Consider the following 14,118-nt stretch of genomic DNA (forward strand, 5'->3'; position numbering starts at 1 on the left):
AGCAATAGGACTCCAACAAGTGATTCCGTTGTTGCCTTTTGGTTACGCGACGGAATCTGTCGACCAGGTGTCGAGTGAACCGGAAAAACCCGGGACGGAGTGTCAGTGGTTCCTGCCAGACTCGCGTGCATGGGAAAGATCGATTCTCGGGACGCCCTGGTCAGGGCGGTCCGCGCGGGGGCGGAAATCAAGTATCTGCACTTCTGGGGACACCGGCCCGCTCATGACGGACGCGTTTCGGCGAGCTGTCTGAGCCAGTGGTGGCCTTCGCCGTTCACCGTGGACGGCGTGACCTATGCGACGGCCGAGCACTGGATGATGGCCGGCAAGGCCAGACTCTTCGGCGACGCGGAGGCGGAGCGACTGGTCCTGGCGGCCGGACACCCCTCCGAGGCGAAGAACGCCGGGCGGCTGGTGCGCGGCTTCGACGAGCCGACCTGGGCGCGGGAGCGCTTCCGGATCGTGGTCGAGGGCAGCGTCCACAAATTCTCCTCGGACGAGAACCTGCGCACGTTCCTGCTGTCCACGGGTCGGCGCGTCCTCGTCGAGGCGAGCCCGGTGGACCGCGTCTGGGGCATCGGCCTGTCGACGAAGGACACGGCAGCCTGGCACCCGGCCCAATGGCAGGGCCCCAATCTCCTGGGCTTCGCCCTGATGGAGGCCAGAGAAATACTCCGCGGCTGAAACCCCAGGGGCGCGACCAGCCACAACGGGCCGACACCCAACCGACGGCGCCCGTCCCCTCAGGGGCGCGAGGAACTGCGCAACCAACCACGACGGGCCGACACCCAACCGACGACACCCGTCCCCCCAGGGGCGCGAGGAACTGCGCAACCAACCACGACGGGCCGACACCCAACCGACGACACCCGTCCCCCCAGGGGCGCGAGGAACTGCGCGACCAACCACGACGGCGCCGCACCCGAAAGAACCTGCGGAACTACCCCCTGGCGACCAGGAACGCAATCATGCACAACCCGAGCACCAGCCCCGCCACCCCACAGATCGCCCCGGCCAGCGCCTGGCCGGCGTTCGTGGCCTCGCCCCGGCGGACCTTCGCCCGCCCGACCAGCCCGAAGATCAGCGCCAGTACGCCCAGCACGATGGCCAGCGGCCACAGACAGAACCCGGCGGCCGAGATGATCCCGAGCACCAGCGACGCCGTCCCCAGCCCGTTGCTCGGCATGGGCTGCATGCCACCCCAGGGGTAGCCGTACCCACCCGGCGCGCCGTAGCCACCGGCGGCACCGTACGGACCGGGATAGCCGTAGGCGACCTGTCCGGGCCCGTCCGGAGCGATGGGCGGGGGCGGTACCGCCTCGCCCTGGCCGTACTGCGCATAGGGCGGCGGCGGAGTCACCGCGTCCGGCACGGCGAAGGGATTGGCCGGGGGCGGCCAGGCCCCCGCCCCGGGCGTCGGCAGGGACGTCACCGTCTGCTGATCGTGCACCGAGGGCGCCGAGGGCGCCGGGGGTCCCGAGGGCGCCGACGGCACCGAGGGACCAGCGGGCCCCGTGGGCGCCGACCACATGGTGTACCCCGGCCCCTCCGGACCCCGCGCAGGGGCGTCCGCGCCCGGCGGCGCCCAGGGATCCGGCTCGGGAGGAGACACGGCGGCGCCCCCGACCGGCCCGGAACCGCTCCCCTTGGTCAGCCCCACCCTGGGCGCGCTCCCCGCGTCCTCCGGCGGCGTGTCGTCGGACATGCGGGCCCCCTCCCTGTGCGTCCCGCCATGCTACGGCGCGCCCACGGACCGCGCGGCCCCGGCCTACGATGATCCCGAGTCACCGATCAGCCGATCACCCGCGTCCCGCCGCACCCCGGCGGAGGGCGCCGTTCCCGGGGAGGGACACCTTGACCGACCACACCGTCAACGCCGGCGCGGAGACCCCGCAGGGCCTGCACGCCTTCATCGCCGGCCTGCCCAAGGCCGAGCTGCACGTGCACCACGTCGGCTCCGCCTCCCCGCGCATCGTCTCGGAGCTGGCCGCCCGCCACCCCGACTCCAAGGTGCCCACCGACCCCGAGGCGCTGGCGGACTACTTCACCTTCACGGACTTCGCCCACTTCATCGACGTGTACCTGTCGGTGGTGGACCTGATCCGTACCCCGGAGGACGTCCGCCTGCTGACCTACGAGGTGGCCCGCGACCTGGCCCGGCAGCAGGTGCGGTACGCCGAGCTGACCATCACCCCGTTCTCCTCCACCCGCCGCGGTATCGACGCGCGCGGCTTCATGGACGCGATCGAGGACGCCCGCAAGGCGGCCGAGGCCGAGTTCGGGACCGTACTGCGCTGGTGCTTCGACATTCCCGGCGAGGCGGGTCTGGAGGCCGCAGAGGAGACGGTCCGGCTCGCGACCGACGACCGGCTGCGGCCGGAGGGCCTGGTGTCGTTCGGGCTCGGCGGCCCCGAGATCGGCGTGCCGCGGCCCCAGTTCAAGCCGTACTTCGACCGGGCCATCGCCGCGGGCCTGCGCTCCGTGCCGCACGCGGGCGAGACGACGGGCCCGGAGACGGTCTGGGACGCGCTGACCTACCTGGGCGCCGAGCGGATCGGGCACGGCACCAGCTCCGCGCAGGACCCGAAGCTGCTGGAGCACCTCGCCGAGCACCGGATCCCGCTGGAGGTGTGCCCCACCTCCAACATCGCCACGCGGGCGGTGCGCACCCTCGACGAGCACCCGATCAAGGAGTTCGCCCGCGCGGGTGTCCTGGTGACGATCAACTCCGACGACCCGCCGATGTTCGGCACCGACCTCAACAGCGAGTACGCGGTCGCCGCCCGGCTGCTCTCGCTGGACGAGGCCGGTCTGGCCCGCCTCGCGCGCGACGCGGTCGAGGCGTCCTTCCTCGACGGGCCCGGGAAGGCCCGGCTCGGCGCGGAGATCGACGCCTACACCGCCGCCTACACCGCCGCCCGGCCCGCTGTCTGAGCGCGCGGATGACTCACGACGTCACAGCCGTGGCCCACCGCGGCGATCCGTACCTGTTCCGGGAGAACACGCTCGACTCCCTGCGTTCGGCGATCCTCCGGGGCGCCGACGCGGTCGAGACCGACGTACGGCTGACCCGGGACGGCGTGCCCGTCCTGCTGCACGACGGAACGCTGAAGCGGCTGTGGGGACTGGACCGTCCGCTGCACTCGCTGTCGGCGGAGGAGGTGCGGACCTGTACGGACGGTGGGGTGCCGACGCTGGCCGAGGCGCTCGCCGCCACCGCCGGTCACCGGTTGATGCTCGACCTGCCCGGCGACCCGGACGTGCGCACCGCGCGCCGGATCGCCGACGTCGTGCGGGAGTCGGACGCGGCCGACCGCGTGTACTACTGCGCGGGCGCCCCCGCGATGCTCTCGGTGCGGGCCGCCGACCCGGCCGCCGAGATCGCGCTGACCTGGACGACGCTCGCGCCGCCCCGGCCCGCGCTGCTCGAAGCCGTCCGGCCGCGGTGGCTCAACTACCGCTTCTCCCTGGTCGACCGGGCGCTGGCCGAGCGTGTCCACCGCGGCGGGCACCTGCTGTCGGTGTGGACGCCCGACACCCGCCGTTCGATGCGCCGCCTGATCGCCCTGGGCGTCGACTCGATCACCACCAACCGCATCGACACGCTCCGCGCGCTCACCGCCCGGACCGGCCGGCGCCCGTAGGTGCGATCCCCGACAACACCCTTACCCACCAACGGAGTTGGTGAGGGAGAGACCGGGGTGTGCGGCCCTCCTCACCGACGATCCGGTGCGGGGGACCGCGCTCACAGGATGATCACGACACATCGTCGATCCCTGGAGCACCGATGCGACGCATCCACGGCTACGCCCTCACCGCCTCCCTGGCCCTCGCGCTGACCGCCGTCCCACTGACCGCCGTCCCGCTGGCCGCGCCCGCCTCCGCGGCCCCGGCCCAGGCCGTCGCGGCCGTCGCCACCCCCTCCGGCCCCGATGTCGAGGCACTGCGCGCGGCGCTGGCCGGGCTCCCCGACGACACCGCGACCGCCGCTCAGGTCCGCGTCGGCGGCGACGGGAGCTGGCACGGCGTGGCCGGCGTGCGCGACCTCCGGTCCGGCGCCCCGGCGCTGAAGAACTCGCGTTTCCGGGCGGGTTCGACGACGAAGCTGGTGACGGCGGCGGTCGCCCTGGACCTGGCCGCCGAGGGCCGGATCTCGCTCGACGGCACGGTCCAGGAGTACCTCCCCGGCCTGCTGACCGAGGACTTCGAGCCCATCACCGTGCGGCAGTTGCTGAACTTCACCAGCAACCTCCGGCCCGGCGCCTCGCTCGGCGACACCGTCGAGGACGGCTACGAGCACCGTTTCGAGACGCTGACCCCGGCCGAGGTGGTCGCCGCGTCGGTGGCCAAGGGCCCCGACCCCACCTACCGCCCGGGTGAGCGGCAGCGGTACGGGAACATCCACTACACGGTGCTCGGCCTGCTGATCGAGGAGGTCACCGGCGACTCCTTCGCCCACCAGGCGCAGGTGCGGGTGTTCCGGCCGCTGGGCATGCGGCACAGCTCCTTCCCCCGGAACGGCGACCCGCGCGTCCACGGCTCGCATCACCGCGGATACGACTGGATCGACGGCGAGTTGACCGATGTCACCGACTGGAACATGACCGACCGTTTCGCGGCCGGCGACCTGATCTCGACCACGGCGGACCTGGAGCGGCTGCTGGTGGGCCTGTTCAGCGGCCGCGCGGTGCCGGAGCCGTACCTGCGGGAGATGTTCACCGTGCCGGACGTGCCGGGCGCCACGATGGGCGCGGGCCTGGAGCGTTTCGAGCTGAACGGCAAGGTGATCTGGGGCAAGACGGGCTCCCGCCCCGGCTACCACACGGTGGTCGCCGCCACCCGGGACCTCTCCCGGACCGTGGTGTACTCCGTCAACTCCACGGACGCCAAGGGCGAGGGCCTGCCGATCGTGCAGCGGTTCGCGTTCCCCGCGTTCAACCGCTGACGGCCACCGGGGCCGGGGCCGCGTCAGGGGCGGTCAGCGCCTCCAGCCGCTTGATCCGGCGCCGTACGAGGTACAGCGGGATCACCCCGAACACCCCGAAGGCCATGTCGATCACGCTCCACCAGAACGGGATGCCGCGGACCGGTCCGCAGATCAGGGCGAGCGGGATCACGCCTGCGCAGGCGATCATCCCCCACTCGACGATCCAGACGTTGCGGACCGGGTCGCGGTAGGGCCCGTAGAAGGCGACGGCGATGACGAGATGGGCGAAGGCCAGCCAGTCCGTGCCGTAGAGCAGGAAGGGGTACTCGGCGTCGGCCGTGTCCAGGCCCCGCCGGACCCGCTCGATCCACTCCATGAGGGCGGGCAGGTGCTCGGGCACGGACAGGGACCGCAACAGGTCCTCGGTCCAGCGCAGTTCGTGGACGAGGGGGAAGGCGGTGGCGCCGCTGAGCACCAGGCAGACGACGAAGAACACCAACCAGGCGCGAATGCCCTTCAACAGGGCGGCTCTGTCGCTCATGGCAGCAGCGTACGCCCGAAGTTGAACGTGTTCAAAAGTTTTCCGGCGTGGGGTGGATCACCTCTCCCTCGTGGACGGCCCGACCGACGGGACCGCCGTGGTCGGCTGCGAAGTGGCGCTGACCGCACGGCCGGACGGGGTGGTCGCGGCCGGCGGAGCCGTCCGGGTGGCCGTCTCGCCGGGCCGCCGGCCCGACGGTTCGGGTGTCGGCGACGCGGAGCGCGAGGGGGGCGCCGGGGAGGGAACGGCGGTGGGCGGCGGCGCGGTCGCCGGGGGCGGGGCGAGGGGGACGGTCGGGGACGCCGGCGCGCCGGAACCCGACAGGGCCGAGGGAAGCACCATCAGGGCCACGGCACCGCAGGCGACGGCCGCTCCGGCGGCGGCCCGCAGCATGCGGCGCCGAGCGGCGGCCCGGCGCACGGCCCCGAAGCGGCCGGGGGGCGGGCCGAGGTACTCGGCCGGGGGCCGCAGCAGGACGGCGAGCGGGTCGTCGGGGTCGAGGTCCGGGCCCTCGTCAGAGTGGCTGATCAACGCTTCTCCTCAGGTGGGCGCGGAGCAGTTCACGGGCCGCGTGGAGATCCGCCTTGACGGTCCCCTCCTTGCGGTCGGTCAGCACGGCCACCTCCCGGATCGGCATGTCGGCGTAATAGTGCAGCAGGATCGGGACGCGCAGCCGTTCGGGCAGGGACTGCACGAGCAGGCGGACCGAGGGGTCCGCCTGCTCGTTGCGCGGACCGACCGCCACCTCGTCGGTCGCCCGGCGCACGGCCCTGCGCTCGCGTTCGCACTTGCGCCAGTGGTCGCGGACGAGGTTGGCGGCGGTGACGTACAGGAAGCCGCGCGGCTCGGCCACCGTCGTCCAGCGGGCCCACAGCCGGGTGAACGCCTCGGACGCGATCTCGTGGGCGGTCCCGTCGTCGTCGACCAGACGTCTGCACCAGCCGGCGAGGCGGGGATAGACGGCGGCGAACAGTTCGGAGGCGGCCCTGTCGCGGGAGCGGGACCGTTTCAACGTTCTCCTGAGGTGCCGGGCGCCGGGGCGGCGAAGACGATGACGTTGTCGCGGTACCCGTCGTCGCCGCGCGGTCCTCCGCAGGTGATGAGACGCAGTTCCGGCCGGTCCACGTTCCCGTAGACCTCCTCGGTCGGGAACCGCGACTTGGCCACCGTCCTGACCCGGGTCACCGCGAACTCCGGGGCCGTGCCGTTCTCCAGGCGCGCCACGATCCGGTCGCCGGGCCGCAGTTCGCCGAGGCGCCGGAACACCCCGTCCCCGTACTCCCCGACCGTGACATGGCCGAGGAGGACGGACGGGCCGATCCGGCCGGGCGCCGGGGAGTGCTCGTACCAGCCGGCGCGGTCGTCGGCCGTGACCGGGGGCACCTCCACGGTGCCGTCCGGGGCCAGGCCCAGCCTGATCAGCGGGGTGTCGACGCCGATGGCCGGGATCAGCAGCGCGGCCGGCTCCGAGGGGTCCGGCGCCGAGGCCCCTTCGGCGTCCCGCGCGGGCGCCGCCGACGGGCCCGCGGACCCGCCGCCGGCATCGCCCGGGCCGCACGCCACCAGGGGCGACGCGAGCGCCAGGGCACCGAAGGCGCGCCTGGAGAGCGGGCTCATGCGCCGGTCGCCCGCCGGCGCCGTACGAGGATCAGGGCCCCGCCGCCCAGGACGGCGGCAGCGGCCGCTCCCCCGGCGGCCGGGCCGGCGCCGGAGCCGTCCGAGGACGCGGTGACGCCGGTGTCGGGGGCGCCGCCGGGGACGACGGACACCTGGCCCGACGAGGGCACCCGGGTCGGCTCGGCGCTGGCCACGGGGCTGGGGGCGGCCGACTCGCGGGCGGTGGGCGAGGCGGCGGGCCGCTCGGCGGGCACGCTGGTGGCGACGGGGCTGGGGGTCGCGCTCCCCCCGTCCGCGAGGGCCGGCGCGGCCCCCGCCAGGACCGCGGTGCACGCCAGTGCCAGGGCACTGAGGGTCGTTCGGCGCATGGATCGCTCTCCTTCGTCTCCGCGGCACCCGCTCCCGGACCGGGGCCGGGCGTACCGCGTGAGGGGTCGGGCGGAGAGACGAGCCGGCGACCGGCCGGGTTGTAAAGAACGGGCAAAGTCCGGCGGCGCGGTGTTGGGGAGGGGCCCTACAGACCCACGATCGCGTTCCAGCGCTTCCCGAAGTCCACCCGCTCGTCGGCGGTGATGTCCCGGGCGACGGCGAGCCGTTGGCGCATCGCCGAGTCCGGGAAGATCAGCGGGTCCTCGGCCAGGGCCGCGGTCTCCTCGTCCTTCGACGAGGCCAGGACGTCCTGGGCGGCGGGGACCGGGCAGACGTAGTTCACCCAGGCGGCCAGTTCCGCGGCGACCTCGGGCTCGTAGTAGTAGTCGACCAGGCGCTCGGCGTTCGCCTTGTGGCGGGCGAGGTTGGGGATCATCAGGGACTCCGACCAGAGTTCGGCGCCCTCCTCGGGCACCACGAACTCGATGTCGGGGTCGTCCGCCTGGAGTTGGATGACGTCGCCGGAGTACGCCTGGCAGGCCAGCACGTCGCCGCTGGAGAGGTCCTTGATGTAGTCGTTGCCGGTGAAGCGGCGGATGTGGCCGCTGTCGACCTTCCGCTGGACCTGTTCGCAGACCGTGTGGAAGTCGTCGGCGGTCCACCGGGTGATGTCGACGCCGTTGCCCTGCATCAGGAGCGCGAACGCCTCGTCGAGACCGGACAGCAGGGTGACACGGCCCTTCAGGTCGTCCGCCCACAGCTCGGAGACGTGCCGGATCTCCCGGCCCACGCGGCGCCGGTTGTAGGCGATCCCGGTGATCCCCGACTGCCACGGCACGGCGGACCTGCGGCCGGGGTCGAAGGCGGGGGAACTCAGCAGCGGGTCCAGGTACTTGGTGACGTTGGGCTGCCGGGCGCGGTCCATCTCCTGCACCCAGCCGAGCCGTACGAACCGCGCGCACATCCAGTCGCTGATGACGATGAGGTCGCGGTCGGTGCGCTGATGGTTCATCAGGGCGGGGCTGATCTTCCCGAAGAACTCGTCGTTGTCGTTGATCTCCTCGACGTAGTCCACCGCGATGCCGGTGCGCCGCTCGAAGCCGTCCAGGGTCGGCCGCTTCGTCTCGTCCTCGTCGTCGACGTCGATGTACAGCGGCCAGTTCGCCCAGGTGAGGCGGCGGTCGCGGGCTGAGAGGTCGGCTCCGGCGCGGTCCCCGGGATCGACGTAGGCGGCCGGCACCCCGCAGCCGGCGAGCGCGCCGACGCCGAGCGCCAGCAGCAGGGAACGGCGGGACAGGCGCGAGGTGTGCGTCGAGGGGAGCAGCATGTCCGCAGCATGCCGCCCGCCGCTCCGGCCGGACAATGGACGCCTCGTCAAACGAAACCGCGGGTGCCGGACACCTTGTCGATGACGAGGCGCCCGGCACCCGCGGCCCGGGGCTGTGGAGGTCAGCCGTCCAGCGACGTCATGACGTGCTTGATCCGCGTGTAGTCGTCGAAGCCGTAGCCGGAGAGGTCCTTGCCGTAGCCGGACTTCTTGAAGCCGCCGTGCGGCATCTCGGCGACCAGCGGGATGTGGGTGTTGATCCAGACGCAGCCGAAGTCCAGCGTCTTGGACATCCGCATGGCGCGGGCGTGGTCCTTGGTCCACACCGAGGAGGCGAGGGCGTAGTCGACGCCGTTGGCCCACTCGACGGCCTGCGCCTCGTCCGCGAAGGACTGGACGGTGATGACCGGCCCGAAGACCTCGTTCTGGATGATCTCGTCGTCCTGCTTCAGGCCGGAGACGACGGTCGGGGCGTAGAAGAAGCCCTTGTCACCGACGCGCTGACCGCCGGCCTCGACCTTGGCGTGCGCGGGCAGGCGCTCGATGAAGCCGGAGACCTGCTGAAGCTGGTTGGGGTTGTTCAGCGGGCCGAAGAGGACGTCCTCGTCGTCCGGCTGTCCCGTCTTCGTCTCGGCGGCGGCCTTGGCGAGCGCGGCCACGAACTCGTCGTGGATGGACTCCTGGACCAGCACCCGGGTGGCGGCCGTACAGTCCTGGCCGGCGTTGAAGAAGCCCGCCACGGAGATGTCCTCGACGGCCTTGGCGATGTCGGTGTCCTCGAAGACCACGACCGGCGCCTTGCCGCCCAGCTCCAGGTGGACCCGCTTGAGGTCCTTGGCGGCGGACTCGGCGACGGACATGCCCGCGCGGACCGAACCGGTGATGGAGGCCATCGCCGGGGTCGGGTGCTCGACCATGAGGCGGCCGGTGTCGCGGTCGCCGGTGACGACGTTGAAGACGCCCTTGGGCAGGACGGAGCCGATGATCTCGGCCATCAGGACCGTGGAGGCCGGGGTGGTGTCCGAGGGCTTCAGGACGACCGTGTTGCCCGCGGCGATGGCCGGCGCGAACTTCCACACGGCCATCATCATCGGGTAGTTCCACGGGGCGACCTGGGCGCAGACGCCGACCGGCTCGCGGCGGATGATGGAGGTCATCCCCTCCATGTACTCACCGGCCGAGCGGCCCTCCAGCATGCGGGCCGCACCGGCGAAGAACCGGATCTGGTCCACCATCGGCGGAATCTCCTCGGTCCGGGTCAGACCGATCGGCTTGCCGGTGTTCTCCACCTCGGCCGCGATCAGCTCCTCGGCCCGCTCCTCGAACGCGTCGGCGATCTTCAGGAGGGCCTTCTGGCGCTCGGCCGGGGTGGTGTCGCGCCAGGCGGGGAAGGCGAGGGCGGCGGCCTCCATGGCGGCGTCGACGTCCGCCTGCCCGGACAGCGGCGCGGTCGCGTACGCCTCGCCCGTCGCGGGGTTGACCACCTCGGTGGTCCGTCCATCGGCGGCGTCCCGGAACTCACCGTTGATGTAGTTGCGCAGACGACGCAGCTCGGTGCTCACTGCCGGCCTCCTGTCAGGTTCTACTGTCCGATTGCTGAGACACCCACCCTAATCGGCATGCCCACGTTTTCAACACCCCTGATCGCGCCAGAACTGCGAAATCCGCAGGAGTCAGTCACGTAAACAACGAATTTCATCGCCTGGCCCTTGCGAAACCGTCGAGACCTCGTGCACAGTGAGGCCGTGGCCAGTCGAAGCGCAGACCTCAGGGACTCCCGCGAGTCCCCCCGCGAATCCAGGAACGGCAGCTCGCCGCACCTGGACGCCGTCTCCCTCGCCATCATCGAACAGCTCCAGGAGGACGGCCGCCGGCCCTACGCCGCGATCGGCAAGGCCGTGGGCCTGTCCGAGGCGGCCGTGCGCCAGCGCGTCCAGAAGCTGCTCGACCAGGGCGTGATGCAGATCGTCGCCGTCACGGACCCGCTCACCGTGGGTTTCCGGCGCCAGGCGATGGTCGGCATCCATGTGGAGGGGGACGTGGAGTCCGTCGCCGACGCGCTGACCTCGATGTCCGAGTGCGAGTACGTGGTGATGACGGCCGGCTCCTTCGACCTGATGGTGGAAATCGTCTGCGAGGACGACGACCACCTGCTGGAAGTCATCAACCGACGTATCCGCGCCATCCCCGGAGTGCGCTCCACCGAGAGTTTCGTTTATCTGAAGCTCAAGAAGCAGACCTACATGTGGGGAACCCGATAGCCGTGAGGACCCGATAACCGTGAGCTCCAAGGACCTCAGCCAGACCGCGTACGACCACCTGTGGATGCACTTCACCCGCATGTCCTCGTACGAGAAGTCGCCCGTCCCGACCATCGTCCGGGGCGAGGGCACCTACATCTACGACGACAAGGGCAAGCGGTACCTCGACGGTCTCGCGGGCCTGTTCGTGGTCCAGGCCGGCCACGGCCGCACCGAGCTGGCCGAGACCGCCTCCAAGCAGGCGCAGGAGCTGGCCTTCTTCCCGGTCTGGTCCTACGCCCACCCCAAGGCCGTCGAGCTGGCCGAGCGTCTCGCGCACGAGGCCCCCGGCGACCTCAACAAGGTCTTCTTCACCACCGGTGGCGGCGAGGCCGTCGAGACCGCGTGGAAGCTCGCCAAGCAGTACTTCAAGCTGACCGGCAAGCCCACCAAGTACAAGGTCATCTCCCGCGCGGTCGCCTACCACGGCACCCCGCAGGGCGCCCTGTCCATCACCGGCCTGCCCGCCCTCAAGGCCCCCTTCGAGCCGCTCGTCCCGGGCGCGCACAAGGTGCCGAACACCAACATCTACCGCGCCCCGATCCACGGCGACGACCCCGAGGCCTTCGGCCGCTGGGCCGCCGACCAGATCGAGCAGCAGATCCTCTTCGAGGGCCCGGAGACCGTCGCCGCGGTCTTCCTGGAGCCGGTGCAGAACGCGGGCGGCTGCTTCCCGCCCCCGCCCGGCTACTTCCAGCGGGTCCGCGAGATCTGCGACCAGTACGACGTGCTGCTCGTCTCGGACGAGGTCATCTGCGCCTTCGGCCGCCTGGGCACGACGTTCGCCTGCGACAAGTTCGGCTACGTCCCGGACATGATCACCTGCGCCAAGGGCATGACCTCGGGCTACTCCCCGATCGGCGCCTGCATCGTCTCCGACCGCCTGGCCGAGCCGTTCTACAAGGGCGACAACACCTTCCTGCACGGCTACACCTTCGGCGGCCACCCGGTCTCCGCGGCGGTCGGCCTCGCCAACCTCGACCTGTTCGAGCGCGAGGGCCTCAACCAGCACGTCCTCGACAACGAGGGCGCCTTCCGCGCCACGCTGGAGAAGCTGCACGACCTGCCGATCGTCGGCGACGTCCGCGGCAACGGCTACTTCTACGGCATCGAGCTGGTGAAGGACAAGGCCACCAAGGAGTCCTTCAACGACGAGGAGACCGAGCGCGTCCTGTACGGCTTCCTGTCGAAGGCGCTCTTCGAGAACGGCCTCTACTGCCGTGCCGACGACCGCGGCGACCCGGTCATCCAGCTCGCCCCGCCGCTGATCTCGAACCAGGACACCTTCGACGAGATCGAGCAGATCCTGCGCGCGACGCTGACGGAGGCGTGGACGAAGCTCTGACCCTCCCCGGCGGCCTTCGGTCCTTCCGGAAACTCTCCGGAATCCCCCTCCGGAGGGATCGTCGTTCTGCATGATCAACACCGGCCCCGGTGCCGTCCGTTCGAGTGAGAAACGGCGGCCCGGGGCCGCGTGCTGTCCGGCCCTCCCACACCGACTGCCTAGCGTGCCGAGTGACCGATCGGCCCTGTCTTCGTTCCCCCGCACGGGGGACCACGGCAGGGAAAACGGATCAGAACGAGGTGTACGCGCATGGAGGCCCCGCCCGACAACGATGTGCTCTGGGCCCGCGCCCTGCACTTCACCCACCCCGACGGCTCGCCCGCGCTCGGCGGGGTCTCGCTCGGGATCCGCGAGGGCGAGATCCTCGCCGTCAGCGGCCCGCGCGGCAGCGGCAAGACCACGCTCCTGCGGTGTCTGTCCGGCCAGGTGCCCGCGCAGCGCGGTGAGGTCTGGTTCAACAGCGCGCCCGTGCACACCCTGGGCCCCGTCGCCCGGGAGCGGCTGCGCCGCGACCGGTTCGGCTGGATCGACCCGGAGCCGGTGCTCGTCCCCGAGCTGAACGTGTGGGAGAACGCCGCCCTGCCCCTGATGCTGCGCGGCACCGGCCGGCGGCGGGCCAAGACGGCGGCCCTGGAGTGGCTGGAGCGCCTCGACATCGGCGAGAGCGCCCGCCGACGGCCGCACGAGCTGACCCAGGCCCAGCGCCAGCGCGTCTGCATCGCCCGCGCCCTGGCCCCGGCCCCGACCGTGCTGTTCGCCGACGAGCCGACGGCGCCGCTGCACCGCGCCGACCGCGCCCACGTACTGCGCACCCTCACCACGGCGGCCCGCTCGCACGGCATCACCGTCGTCCTCGCCACCCACGACACGGAGACCGCGGCGCTCGCGGACCGCACGGTGGCGCTGCTGGACGGACGGCGCGTGCACACGGTCCACCTGCCGCCGATGGCCGAGGCGGAAGGCCGGGCCGCGTGCTCGCTCTCCGTCTGACCCGCCGCTCCCGTCCCGCCGTACAGCTGCGCCGCCTGCTGGTGGCCGCGGCCTCGGCGGGCACGGGCTTCCTGCTGCTGTGCGCCCTGGGCCACGCCATGACCCATCCCGACACCCCGGGCTCGTCCGCCCTGCGCCTGGTCTGGTGCGCGGCGCCGCTGGCCGCGACGGTGTACTTCGCCGTGGCCGTGGCCCGCACCGACCCGGGCACCCGCCCCCGCCCGGGGCTGGCGGCGATCGGTCTGGGCCCGCTGCGCCTGATGGCCGTCTCGGCCGCCACCACGGCACTGTCGACCCTGCTCGGCTCGATGCTGGCGCTGCTCTTCTTCCTCCATCTGCGCGGGGACCTGACCGGCATGCCGTTCGACGGGGCGGCGGAGGAGTTCCTCGCCGCGTCGCAGCCGCTGCCTCTGCCCGCGGCCCTGACCCTGCTGGCCCTGGTCCCGGCGGCTGCCTCCCTGTCGGTCGCCCTGGCCACGCGGCCGCGCGAGACCCGCCCGGCGCGAGCGGCGGGCCCCCGCCCCCTCGGCTTCGGCACCCGCGGCGCGACGGGGACACGGGACACGTTCGGCGCGTACGGACGCTTCGGCTCCCGCCTGGTCAGCCGAACCCCGGCACCGGCCGACGCCCCTTCGGCGGCAGGACCGGCCGGTTCCCACCCCGCGGACCACGGCACGCCGTACGACACGAGCGGGCTCGCAC

Annotated in this window: 15 protein-coding genes and 1 pseudogene; 8 read left to right on the forward strand and 8 right to left on the reverse strand. The window is 72.2% G+C overall.

The genetic code is table 11. The annotated features are described in order from the left end of the window. Positions 1-129: 129 nt before the first annotated feature. Positions 130-684: an NADAR family protein gene (locus AB0E07_RS21510; RefSeq protein ID WP_362254310.1), complete on the forward strand. Its 555-nt coding sequence runs from the start codon at positions 130-132 to the stop codon at positions 682-684. Positions 685-940: 256 nt separating this feature from the next. Here the strand turns inward: AB0E07_RS21510 and AB0E07_RS21515 are convergent, their stop codons facing one another. Continuing rightward, positions 941-1,705, reverse strand: a complete 765-nt coding sequence (locus AB0E07_RS21515; protein ID WP_362254313.1) for a DUF4190 domain-containing protein — start codon at positions 1,703-1,705, stop codon at positions 941-943. Positions 1,706-1,773: 68 nt separating this feature from the next. On the opposite strand from AB0E07_RS21515, the gene AB0E07_RS21520 reads away from it, so the two are divergent. The 3 genes from AB0E07_RS21520 to AB0E07_RS21530 all read left to right on the forward strand — a co-directional run bounded on the left by AB0E07_RS21520 (position 1,774) and on the right by AB0E07_RS21530 (position 4,945). Beyond that, complete coding sequence (locus AB0E07_RS21520; RefSeq protein WP_362254316.1) at positions 1,774-2,934, forward strand: adenosine deaminase; 1,161 nt, start codon at positions 1,774-1,776, stop codon at positions 2,932-2,934. A gap of 8 nt (positions 2,935-2,942) precedes the next feature. After that, on the forward strand, positions 2,943-3,644 hold the full coding sequence (locus tag AB0E07_RS21525; protein ID WP_362254319.1) for a glycerophosphodiester phosphodiesterase: 702 nt from the start codon (positions 2,943-2,945) through the stop codon (positions 3,642-3,644). 143 nt (positions 3,645-3,787) lie between these two features. Next, the gene (locus AB0E07_RS21530; protein ID WP_362254321.1) at positions 3,788-4,945 is read left to right on the forward strand and encodes a serine hydrolase domain-containing protein; all 1,158 of its coding nucleotides are present in this window, start codon (positions 3,788-3,790) and stop codon (positions 4,943-4,945) included. On the opposite strand, the gene AB0E07_RS21535 is transcribed toward AB0E07_RS21530, so the two are convergent. From AB0E07_RS21535 to AB0E07_RS21565, 7 genes are all read right to left on the reverse strand, one after another. Beyond that, positions 4,935-5,468: a hypothetical protein gene (locus tag AB0E07_RS21535; RefSeq protein ID WP_362254324.1), complete on the reverse strand. Its 534-nt coding sequence runs from the start codon at positions 5,466-5,468 to the stop codon at positions 4,935-4,937. The genes AB0E07_RS21530 and AB0E07_RS21535 overlap by 11 nt on opposite strands. Positions 5,469-5,525: 57 nt before the next feature. After that, positions 5,526-5,999: a hypothetical protein gene (locus tag AB0E07_RS21540; RefSeq protein WP_362254327.1), complete on the reverse strand. Its 474-nt coding sequence runs from the start codon at positions 5,997-5,999 to the stop codon at positions 5,526-5,528. After that, positions 5,983-6,480, reverse strand: coding sequence for an RNA polymerase sigma factor (locus tag AB0E07_RS21545; protein ID WP_362254330.1), 498 nt, complete (start codon positions 6,478-6,480; stop codon positions 5,983-5,985). The genes AB0E07_RS21540 and AB0E07_RS21545 overlap by 17 nt, the downstream gene beginning before the upstream one ends. Beyond that, on the reverse strand, positions 6,477-7,085 hold the full coding sequence (locus AB0E07_RS21550) for a class F sortase (protein WP_362254333.1): 609 nt from the start codon (positions 7,083-7,085) through the stop codon (positions 6,477-6,479). The genes AB0E07_RS21545 and AB0E07_RS21550 overlap by 4 nt, the downstream gene beginning before the upstream one ends. After that, on the reverse strand, positions 7,082-7,453 hold the full coding sequence (locus AB0E07_RS21555) for a sortase-dependent protein (protein WP_362254335.1): 372 nt from the start codon (positions 7,451-7,453) through the stop codon (positions 7,082-7,084). Before AB0E07_RS21555 ends, AB0E07_RS21550 begins: the two co-directional genes overlap by 4 nt. 146 nt (positions 7,454-7,599) lie before the next feature. Further along, a complete protein-coding gene (locus AB0E07_RS21560; protein WP_362254338.1) occupies positions 7,600-8,781 on the reverse strand; it encodes a spermidine/putrescine ABC transporter substrate-binding protein in 1,182 nt (393 codons plus the stop codon). A 122-nt stretch (positions 8,782-8,903) separates the two neighbouring features. Further along, entirely contained in the window at positions 8,904-10,343 is a 1,440-nt protein-coding gene (locus tag AB0E07_RS21565) for a gamma-aminobutyraldehyde dehydrogenase (protein ID WP_362254341.1), read from the reverse strand. 168 nt (positions 10,344-10,511) lie between these two features. Between AB0E07_RS21565 and AB0E07_RS21570 the strand changes: the two genes are divergently transcribed. The 4 genes and pseudogenes from AB0E07_RS21570 to AB0E07_RS21585 all read left to right on the forward strand — a co-directional run. Next, positions 10,512-11,042: an Lrp/AsnC family transcriptional regulator gene (locus AB0E07_RS21570; RefSeq protein WP_362254570.1), complete on the forward strand. Its 531-nt coding sequence runs from the start codon at positions 10,512-10,514 to the stop codon at positions 11,040-11,042. A gap of 19 nt (positions 11,043-11,061) precedes the next feature. After that, the gene (locus AB0E07_RS21575; protein WP_362254344.1) at positions 11,062-12,426 is read left to right on the forward strand and encodes an aspartate aminotransferase family protein; all 1,365 of its coding nucleotides are present in this window, start codon (positions 11,062-11,064) and stop codon (positions 12,424-12,426) included. 249 nt (positions 12,427-12,675) lie between these two features. Then, the gene (locus AB0E07_RS21580) at positions 12,676-13,416 is read left to right on the forward strand and encodes an ATP-binding cassette domain-containing protein (protein WP_362254348.1); all 741 of its coding nucleotides are present in this window, start codon (positions 12,676-12,678) and stop codon (positions 13,414-13,416) included. Then, positions 13,398-14,118, forward strand: a pseudogene (locus AB0E07_RS21585) (hypothetical protein); the annotation flags it as partial. The gene AB0E07_RS21580 and the pseudogene AB0E07_RS21585, both read left to right, overlap by 19 nt.

This window comes from Streptomyces sp. NPDC048002 (assembly GCF_040653275.1).
GTDB lineage: Bacteria > Actinomycetota > Actinomycetes > Streptomycetales > Streptomycetaceae > Streptomyces.

What these genes read in the sequence shown, in the direction of transcription:
- AB0E07_RS21510 (WP_362254310.1), top strand. Translation starts at nt 130, where the DNA reads ATGGGAAAGATCGATTCTCGGGACGCCCTGGTCAGGGCGGTCCGCGCG.
- AB0E07_RS21550 (WP_362254333.1), bottom strand. Translation starts at nt 7,085, where the DNA reads ATGAGCCCGCTCTCCAGGCGCGCCTTCGGTGCCCTGGCGCTCGCGTCG.
- AB0E07_RS21535 (WP_362254324.1), bottom strand. Translation starts at nt 5,468, where the DNA reads ATGAGCGACAGAGCCGCCCTGTTGAAGGGCATTCGCGCCTGGTTGGTG.
- AB0E07_RS21525 (WP_362254319.1), top strand. Translation starts at nt 2,943, where the DNA reads ATGACTCACGACGTCACAGCCGTGGCCCACCGCGGCGATCCGTACCTG.
- AB0E07_RS21520 (WP_362254316.1), top strand. Translation starts at nt 1,774, where the DNA reads ATGATCCCGAGTCACCGATCAGCCGATCACCCGCGTCCCGCCGCACCC.
- AB0E07_RS21580 (WP_362254348.1), top strand. Translation starts at nt 12,676, where the DNA reads ATGGAGGCCCCGCCCGACAACGATGTGCTCTGGGCCCGCGCCCTGCAC.
- AB0E07_RS21530 (WP_362254321.1), top strand. Translation starts at nt 3,788, where the DNA reads ATGCGACGCATCCACGGCTACGCCCTCACCGCCTCCCTGGCCCTCGCG.
- AB0E07_RS21560 (WP_362254338.1), bottom strand. Translation starts at nt 8,781, where the DNA reads ATGCTGCTCCCCTCGACGCACACCTCGCGCCTGTCCCGCCGTTCCCTG.
- AB0E07_RS21555 (WP_362254335.1), bottom strand. Translation starts at nt 7,453, where the DNA reads ATGCGCCGAACGACCCTCAGTGCCCTGGCACTGGCGTGCACCGCGGTC.
- AB0E07_RS21515 (WP_362254313.1), bottom strand. Translation starts at nt 1,705, where the DNA reads ATGTCCGACGACACGCCGCCGGAGGACGCGGGGAGCGCGCCCAGGGTG.